The 8,642-nt window shown below is 66.2% G+C and carries 7 protein-coding genes; 4 read left to right on the forward strand and 3 right to left on the reverse strand.

The features are described from left to right. From VHB27_RS13305 to VHB27_RS13315, 3 genes are all read left to right on the forward strand, one after another. On the forward strand, nt 1-348 hold a 348-nt coding region (locus VHB27_RS13305; protein ID WP_325601144.1), incomplete at its 5' end, for a hypothetical protein. 120 nt (nt 349-468) lie between these two features. Then, complete coding sequence (locus VHB27_RS13310; protein WP_325601145.1) at nt 469-2,250, forward strand: copper resistance system multicopper oxidase; 1,782 nt, start codon at nt 469-471, stop codon at nt 2,248-2,250. Nucleotides 2,251-2,261: 11 nt separating this feature from the next. After that, nucleotides 2,262-3,119, forward strand: coding sequence for a copper resistance protein B (locus tag VHB27_RS13315; RefSeq protein ID WP_325601146.1), 858 nt, complete (start codon nt 2,262-2,264; stop codon nt 3,117-3,119). Between the two features lie 36 nt (nt 3,120-3,155). On the opposite strand, the gene VHB27_RS13320 is transcribed toward VHB27_RS13315, so the two are convergent. From VHB27_RS13320 to VHB27_RS13330, 3 genes are read right to left on the reverse strand one after another with little or no spacing between them, the layout of a single operon-like run. Next, complete coding sequence (locus tag VHB27_RS13320) at nt 3,156-4,511, reverse strand: Nramp family divalent metal transporter (protein WP_325601147.1); 1,356 nt, start codon at nt 4,509-4,511, stop codon at nt 3,156-3,158. A 40-nt stretch (nt 4,512-4,551) separates the two neighbouring features. Next, complete coding sequence (locus tag VHB27_RS13325; protein WP_325601150.1) at nt 4,552-6,123, reverse strand: GMC family oxidoreductase; 1,572 nt, start codon at nt 6,121-6,123, stop codon at nt 4,552-4,554. Between the two features lie 22 nt (nt 6,124-6,145). Then, the gene (locus VHB27_RS13330) at nt 6,146-6,718 is read right to left on the reverse strand and encodes a gluconate 2-dehydrogenase subunit 3 family protein (protein ID WP_325601152.1); all 573 of its coding nucleotides are present in this window, start codon (nt 6,716-6,718) and stop codon (nt 6,146-6,148) included. 383 nt (nt 6,719-7,101) lie between these two features. Here VHB27_RS13330 and VHB27_RS13335 point away from each other — a divergent pair. Next, nucleotides 7,102-8,642 (forward strand): methane monooxygenase (locus VHB27_RS13335; protein ID WP_325601154.1); only part of this gene is annotated, 1,541 nt, incomplete at its 3' end.

Here is an 8,642-nt window from a genome sequence, read left to right on the forward strand (position 1 = left end):
ATGCTACGACTGATCGCCTTGTTGCTTTTCTCGTTCGCTCTGGTGTTCGGTTCGCCGGCGGCTCAGGCGCGGCCGGATCATCCCATGCCGGCGGCGATGCACTCCGGCGATTGCCGCACGCCGATGCCGATGGACGGCTGCATTCACGGCAAGCGGGGATGCCCCGGGGCGCCCTGTCCGATGATGCTCTGCTTCTCCAGCGCGCCGTTCTTTCTCGCTCCCACCAATTTCGGCGTGCCGTTACCGGTGGCGCACGACAGCATCGTGTGTGACACACCTGGCAACGCGCCCATCGCCGGCACCATATCGGACACCGATCCCCCGGTTCCGCGATTCGTCTCGATGTGAGCTCGCGCGCGGCGGATCGCGCCGCCCGCGCATCGTGTCGCGACCGCGTGCCACGGGCCCGCGGCCTGTTCGGCATGGCGAAGCGCGTGGCCCTTGCCCGCGCATGCGTAGGAATCGATCATGAGCGGTTGTTTGAACCGCCGCGCGCTATTGCGCGGCGTGGGCGCCGTCGGCGGAAGCCTGGCGCTCGACACCTTGATGCCGGCCTGGGCGCGCAACACGACGCCGGGTCTGGCGGCCGGCCCAGTCCTGTCGGGGCCGGAAATCCAACTGACCATCGACCAAATGCCGTTTGCCGTGGGCGGCCGCACCGGGCGCGCCGTAGCCGTCAACGGCTCCGTGCCGGGGCCGCTGATCCGGCTTAGGGAAGGCCAGAAGCTCAAGCTGGTCACGACCAACAAACTTGACGAGCCAACCTCGGTCCACAAGCACGGCATCCTGGTGCCGTTCCAATTCGACGGCGTGCCCGGCGTCACCTTTCCGGGCATCGCACCCGGAGAGACCATCGTCGAGGAATTCCCGATCATCCAGTCGGGCACCTACTGGTACCACAGCCACTCCAACCTGCAGGAGCAGATCGGCCATTACGGCCCGATCGTGATCGACCCAGCCGGCCCCGATCCGGTCGCGTATGACCGGGAGCACGTGCTGGTCCTGTCCGACTGGACGTCGATGGATCCGCACATGGTCATGGCCAGGCTGAAGGCGGAGCCGGGCTATTTCAATTTCCGGAAGCAGGCTTTGGTGGGACTGCTGAGCGGCAAGGATCAGCCGCTGGAGCAACGGCTGATGTGGGCCAGGATGCGGATGGACCCGACCGACATCTCGGATGTGACGGGCTCGACCTACACCTATCTGATCAATGGCCGTGGGCCGGAGGACAATTGGACAGCCCTGTTCCGGCCAGGCGAGCGGGTGCGGCTGCGCATCATCAACGCCTCGGCGATGACGATGTTCAACGTCCGCATCCCCGGCCTGTCGCTGGACATCGTGCAGGCGGACGGTCAGGACGTGCGACCGGTCGCGGTCGACGAATTCCAGATCGGCGTTGCCGAGACCTACGACATCGTTGTCCGGCCGATGGCGGACAAGGCCTTCGCCTTCGTCGCCGAGGCGATCGACCGCTCCGGCATGGGACGCGCCACGCTGGCGCCCCGGCCCGGCATGACCGCGGCCGTCCCGCCATTGCGCCGGCGACCGCTCGCCACCATGGCGGATATGGGCATGGGCGGCATGAACACGCACGGCGGAGGCCGTGCCATGCCGGAGATGGACCATTCCGCCATGCCCGGAATGAATATGGATGATAGGGGCCAGGCCATGCCCGGGATGGACATGGGCGGCATGGGCATGCGCGAACCGGCGAACGCGCCCCAGGTGAAGATGACCCCCGGCGTGCAGACGATTTTGCCGATGCCTGTGGACCGCACCAACTATCCAGGGCTGGGGCTCGATGATGTCGGGCACAAGGTGCTCGCCTATACCGACCTGGTTGCGCTGGAGCCCAATCCCGACCCGAGGCCCTATTCACGGACTCTGGAAATCCACCTGACCGGCAACATGGAACGCTTCATGTGGTCGTTCGACGGCGTGAAGTTCAGCGAGGTGAAGGCGCCGATCCCGTTCCGGCGCGACGAGCGGGTGCGTGTCACCCTCGTGAACGACACGATGATGGTCCACCCGATCCACCTGCATGGGCACTTTTTCGAGGTGGTCAACGGCCATTCCGGCCGCCATCCGCGCAAGCACACGGTGAACGTGCAGCCGGGCGGCAAGGTCTCGTTCGACCTGACGGCGAACGCGCCGGGCGACTGGGCGTTCCACTGCCACCTGCTCTACCACATGCATGCCGGCATGTTCCAAGTCGTGACCGTGCGTCCGCTCGATGGAGGCGCGGCATGAGGATCGCATTTGTGATCGCGCTGCTGTCACTCGCCGCACCGGCCGCGGCCTGTGCCCAGGCCACCCACCACGACATGGACGATATGCCCGGCATGACGATGCCCTCCGATCGGGGGGCGATCATGGCGCGCCCGGCGGATGCCGGGCCGCCGCCCGCACCGCCGGCCGATTACGCCGCCGACCGCTATTTCGATTCCGCGCGCATGGCGGCGGCGCGCAGGACGCTGCGCAATGAGCAGGGCGGGCAGACCTTCTATATGGTCTCGTTCAATCTGGCCGAATACCAGGTGCGCAAGAACCGCGACGGCTTCCGCTGGGACGGCGAGGGCTGGTTCGGTGGCGACAGCAACCGGCTGTGGCTGAAAAGCGAGGGCGAAGCCGAGCTGGGCGGCGATGTCGGCAGTGCCGAGATCCAGGCGCTCTATTCGCGCGCGGTCGGTCCGTATACCGATTTACAGGCGGGGGTTCGCCACGACATCAAGCCGAACCCGTCGCGCACCTACGCCACCGTCGGCTTCGAGACGCTGGCGCCGTTCTTGTTTGAGACCGTGGGCGCGCTGTTCCTGTCGAACAAGGGCGACCTGCTCGCCCGGTTCGAAGGCTATTTCGATCAGCGCATCACCCAAAGGCTGATCTTGCAGCCACGGATCGAGCTCAACCTGGCCGCGCAAGACGTGCGCGCGACCGGCACCGGCGCCGGCCTGTCGGACGCCGAGGCGGGCCTGCGTCTGCGCTACGAAATCCACCGCGAATTTGCGCCCTATATCGGCGTCTCCTGGGAACGGAGGGTCGGCCACGCAGCGGACTTCGCGCATGACGAGGACGCGGGCGGCCTGTCCTTCGTCACCGGCATCCGTTTTTGGTTCTAGAAGCCTTTTGGATAGAACCACGCGCACCGCGCCCGCTTATCCCGCCGCGCCGGCGGTCGCATCCCACAGCAATTTGAGGTTCAGGACCACGATCGCGGCGGCGACCGCCCAAGCGGTCGCGGCCAATGGGCGGGATATCGCGAATTCGCCCATCTTGGCCCGGCTCGCGGTGAACAGGACCAGCGGGATCACAGCGAACGGCAGCTGCGCCGACAGCACCACCTGGCTCAGCACCAGAAGCTTTGCGGTGGCGTGCTCGCCATAGGAGGCGGTTACGAACAAAGCCGGGATCAGCGCCAGGCCGCGGGTCACGAGGCGGCGCAGGAACGGCGACAGCCGGATCGACAGGAAGCCCTCCATCACCACCTGCCCGGCCAGCGTCGCCGTGACCGTCGAATTCTGGCCGGATGCGAGCAGCGCCAGGGCGAAGGCGGTCGCCGCGAGCGAGGCGCCCAGCGCCGGCGCCAGCAGGCGGTGCGCCTCCTTCAGCTCCATCACGACGGCGCCCGATCCATGGAACGCCGCCGCCGCCAGGACAAGGATCGCCGCGTTGATCGACAGCGCCAGGGTCAGCGCCAGGCTGGAATCGATGGTCGCGAAGCGGATCGCCTGCCGCCGCCCGGCTGCGGTCAGTTCGAACGCGCGGGTCTGCACGATGGCCGAATGCAGGTACAGGTTATGCGGCATCACGGTCGCGCCCATGATGCCGATCGCGACATACAGCATCGTCGGGTCGGCGACGATTTCCGGCCGGGGCACGAAGCCGCCGGCCACCGCCGCCCAGTCCGGCGACGCCAGATAGATTTCGACCGCGAAGCAGCCGGCGATCAGGATCAGCAGCGCCAGCACGAAGGCTTCGATCAGGCCGAAGCCCCATCGCTGCAACAGCAGGATCAGCAACACGTCCAGCCCGGTCAGCGCGACGCCCGCCAGCAGCGGGATGCCGAACAGAAGCTGCAGCGCGACGGCGGTGCCGATCAGCTCCGCCAGGTCGCAGGCGCAGATCGCGATCTCGCAGACCAGCCACAGCAGGACGGCGACCGGCGGCGCGAAATGGTCGCGGCATGCCTGCGCCAGGTCGCGCCCGGTGGCGACGCCGAGGCGCACGGCCAGATGCTGCAACAGCATCGCCATCAGGTTCGACAGCAGGACGACCGAAAGCAGGGTATAGCCGAAGGCCGAGCCGCCGTAGAGGTCGGTGGCCCAGTTGCCGGGGTCCATGTAGCCGACGGCGACCAGATAGCCGGGGCCGAAGAACGACAACAGCCGCCGCCAGCCGCTTTGCGGCACCGGCACGCTGCGGAACACCTCGCGCAGCGGCGGCGACAGCCGGCCGCGCCGCCAGCCGGCTCCGGCCTCAGTCTCGGGCGGCGGCTTTATCGGGCCGTGCATGCCGGTATTCCGGGCCGCCGCCGCGCCGATCGCCCCGCCGTCAGATCTCGTTCTTCGCCATGCGGCCGGCGATGTGGTCGGCCTGCCGGATCGCCAGGGCGACGATGGTCAGCGTCGGGTTCTCGGCGCCGCTGGTGGTGAACTGGCTGCCGTCGGAGACGAACAGGTTGGGCACGTCGTGCGCCTGGCCCCACCGGTTGACGACGCCGTCGTCCGGCTTCTCGCTCATCCGGTTGGTGCCCATGTTGTGGGTCGAGGGATAGGGCGGCGTCAGGATCGTCCGTTTGGCGCCCACCGCCTCGTAGACGGCCGCGCCCTTCTTGAAGCCGTCGTTCCGCATCGCCTCGTCGTTCTTATGGTCGTCGTAGTGGACGTTGGGCACCGGCAGGCCGAACTGATCCTTCTCCGTCGGGTGCAGGCTGACGCGGTTGTCCGCCTGCGGCATGTCCTCGCCGACGATCCACATGCCCGCCATGCGGGAATAGCCGTCCAGCGCCGCGGTGAAGTCGCGCCCCCACGCGCCGGGGTTCAGGAACGCCGCCGCGAACGGCACGCCCAGCGAGATGGTCTCCATTTCGAACCCGCCGGCATAGCCGCGCTTCGGGTCGTGTCGCGATTCGTCGCGGATGATGCCGGCCATGGTCGTGCCGCGATACATGTGCACCGGCTTGTCGAAAATGGCGAAGACCGAGCCGGTGGTGTGCCGCATGTAGTTGCGCCCGACCTGGCCGGAGGAATTGGCCAGGCCGTGTTTGAACAGGCTGCTTTCGGAATTGAGCAGAAGCCGCGGGCTTTCGATCGAATTGCCGGCGACCGCCACCAGCCGGGCCTTCTGCCGCTGGTGCGCGCCCTTGGCGTCGGCGTAGACGACGCCCGTGACCTTGCCGTGGCGGTCGTGCTCGATGCGCAGAACCTGGGCATTGGGCCGGACCTCCAGGTGTCCGGTCGCCTCGCCCTTGGGGATCTCGGTATAGAGCGTCGACCATTTCGCGCCCGACTTGCAGCCCTGGAAGCAGAAGCCGATCTGCAGGCAGCTCGACCGCTCGTCGCGCGGAATCGCGTTGATCGACATGTTGCCGGTGTGGAATTCCTTGTAGCCGACCTTCTTCGCGCCGGCGGCCATCACCTTGTAATTGTTGTTGCCGGGCAGGCGCGGCAGGCCGTGGGTGCCGTTTGTGCCCATCTTGATCTCGGCCTTGTCGTACCACGGCGCCATTTCCGCGCCGTCCAGCGGCCAGTCCAGCAGGCTGGTCCCGGCAAGGTCGCCATAGGTCGTGCGCGCCTTGAATTCGTAGTCGTGAAAGCGCAGCGACGCCCCCGCCCAATGGACGGTGGAGCCGCCGACCGACTTGACGATCCAGGCCGGCAGGTTGGGGAAGTCCTTGGCCACGCGCCAGGTGCCCGACGTGGTGCGCTTGTCCTTCCAGGCGAGCTGGTCGAAGCTTTCCCATTCGTCGTTGACGAAGTCCCAGTTTTCCGTGCGCGGCCCCGCCTCCAGGCAGACCACGTTGATGCCCTTCTGCGCCAGCTCGTTGGACAGCGTGCCGCCGCCCGCGCCGGAGCCGATCACCACGACGACGGTGTCGTCGTTCAGGTCGAATTTCGCAGCCATGGCCGATTCCTCCCCGCCGCGCTCAGGCCTGCAACCAGTCGATGTCGTTGAAGCCGCGATGGATATAGCCGCCCTTGTCGGCGGACGGCCCCTGATAGCCCAGCGTCTTCCACACGCCCGGCTGGTTGTAGAGGGCAACGACCATCTCGCCCCGGACCTTCTGGAAGAACGGCCCGTCCTCCATCGACTTCAGCACCGCGACCCGGTCGTCCTCGGCGGCCAGGGCGGCGTAGGGCTTGCCCTTCGCCTTCTTCGCGGCGGCGTCGACCTGGGCCACGCCCTCGTGCAGCAGCGTCTTGGTCGCCTTGTCCTGCGACAGCTTGCCGTCGATGAACACGATCGCGTTGCGGTAGCACGAATCGTCCAGCTGGTCGTGCGGATAGAGGTCGCGCGCCATCACGGTCAGCGTCTTGGTCGCCGCCGGCCCCGCCGTCGCGTGCTTGGCGGCGGCCGCGATGTCCGCATCCGTCAGCGCCGCGAACGCAACGCCGGTGTCGGACAGCATGCCGATCGCCCCCGCCAGGGCGGCCGCGCCCGCGGATTGCCGCAGGAATCGGCGGCGGTCGAGCGATGGGGACTGGTCGCGGTCGTTCATTCGGCTCCTCCCGGAAACGGCGCCTGTTGTTCAGGCTGTCTTGATCGAATCCTCAACATAAAAGACCCCGAACGGCCAGTCCTGCGCAAGCGCGAGTATTGCCGGCGCGCCGGCCGTGGATTCGCGCAACATCTGCGACCGATTCGCAAATGATTCTCGCCCCGCCGTTGCCGACGGCGCGTAGAATGGTCACATATACTGACCTAATCCGCCGGAAATCGGAACAGATCCCTTTGATCCACGCCGGCAGGGTGGAATTTGTTTGGCAGGCGCAATGGCTCGGTGGATACTGACAACCAACATGGTTGCGCGGCGTCCCGCCGAACGGGTCCGCGCGCGACCGAAAAGCCGGCGCACGAAAATGCCGCGCGAGGGAGACGGAAATGACCGAAGGACTGACGCTCAACAAGATCGTCAACCAGAAGGGCATCAGCATCAGCGAGGCGACGCGGCTGATCGCCGATCTCGGCTGGACGCCGTCCTACGTCCAGGACGCGATGGCCTTCCCCACCGACTACAAGGTGTCGAAGCCGCCGCGCGACCCGATGAAGCAGGTCCTGCGGTCCTACTTTCCGATGCAGGAGGAAAAGGACAATCGCGTCTACGGCGCGCTGGACGCCGCGTTGCGCGGCGACATGTTCCGCAATGTGGAGCCGCGCTGGATCGAATGGATGAAGCTGTTCCTGGCGATCATTCCGTTCCCGGAGATTTCGGCCGCGCGCTCGATGGCGACGCTGGGTCAGCTCGCGCCGGGCGACCACCTGCGCACCGGCTTCACCATGCAGATGGTCGACGAGTTCCGGCACTCCACGATCCAGATGAACCTCAAGAAGTGGTACATGGAGAACTATATCGACCCGGCCGGGTTCGATATCACCGAAAAGGCGTTCGGAAAGTGCTACGCCACCACCATCGGCCGCCAGTTCGGCGAGGCGTTCCTGACCGGCGACGCCATCACGGCCTCGAACATCTACCTGCAGGTCGCGGCCGAGACCGCCTTCACCAATACGCTGTTCGTCGCGATGCCGTCGGAGGCCGCGCGCAATGGCGACTATGCCCTGCCGACCGTCTTCCTCTCGGTACAGAGCGATGAATCGCGCCATATCGGCAACGGCCACTCCATGCTGATGTCGGTGTTGAAGGAGCCGGACAACCACCTGCTGCTGGAGCGCGACATCCGCTATTCGTTCTGGCAGAACCACATGATCGTCGACGCCGCCGTCGGCACGATCATCGAATACGGCACCAAGAACCGCGACAAGAAGAAGGAGTCGTATGCGGAGCTGTGGCACCGCTGGATCTTCGAGGACTATTACCGCACCTACATGCTGCCGCTCGAGAAATACGGCATCAAGATCCATCACGACGACGTGCACGAAGCATTCGACGCCATCGTCAAGAAGGGCTACGTGCACAAGGTGGCGCAGTTCTTCTCCGCCGGCTGGTGGGCCAATTTCTGGCGCATCGAGGCGCAGACCGAGCGCGACTTCGAATGGTTCGAATACAAATATCCCGGCTGGTACAACGAATTCGGCGCCTGGTGGGAAAATTACGAGAAGCTCAGCAAGCCGGGCAGCGTGCCGATCACCTTCGCCGATACCGGCTATGTCTACCCGCACCGCTGCTGGTCGAGCCTGGTGCCCTGCGTGATCCGCGAGGATTTCACGGTCGATGAGGTGGACGGCGATCTCTACACCTATTCGCACGAGATCGACCGCTGGACCCACAAGGTCGCGTTCGCGCCCGAATATGAGGGCCGGCCGACCCCGGCGATGGGCCGTTTCTCCGGCCGCCGCCAATGGGAGGAGGTCTATCACGGCTGGGACCTCGCCGACGCGATCGTCGACATGGGCTTCGTCCGGCCGGACGGCAAGACGCTGATCGCCCAGCCGCACATGTCGTTCGAGGAGAAGGACATGTGGAC

This window comes from Rhodopila sp., assembly GCF_035548235.1.
Classification (GTDB): domain Bacteria; phylum Pseudomonadota; class Alphaproteobacteria; order Acetobacterales; family Acetobacteraceae; genus Rhodopila.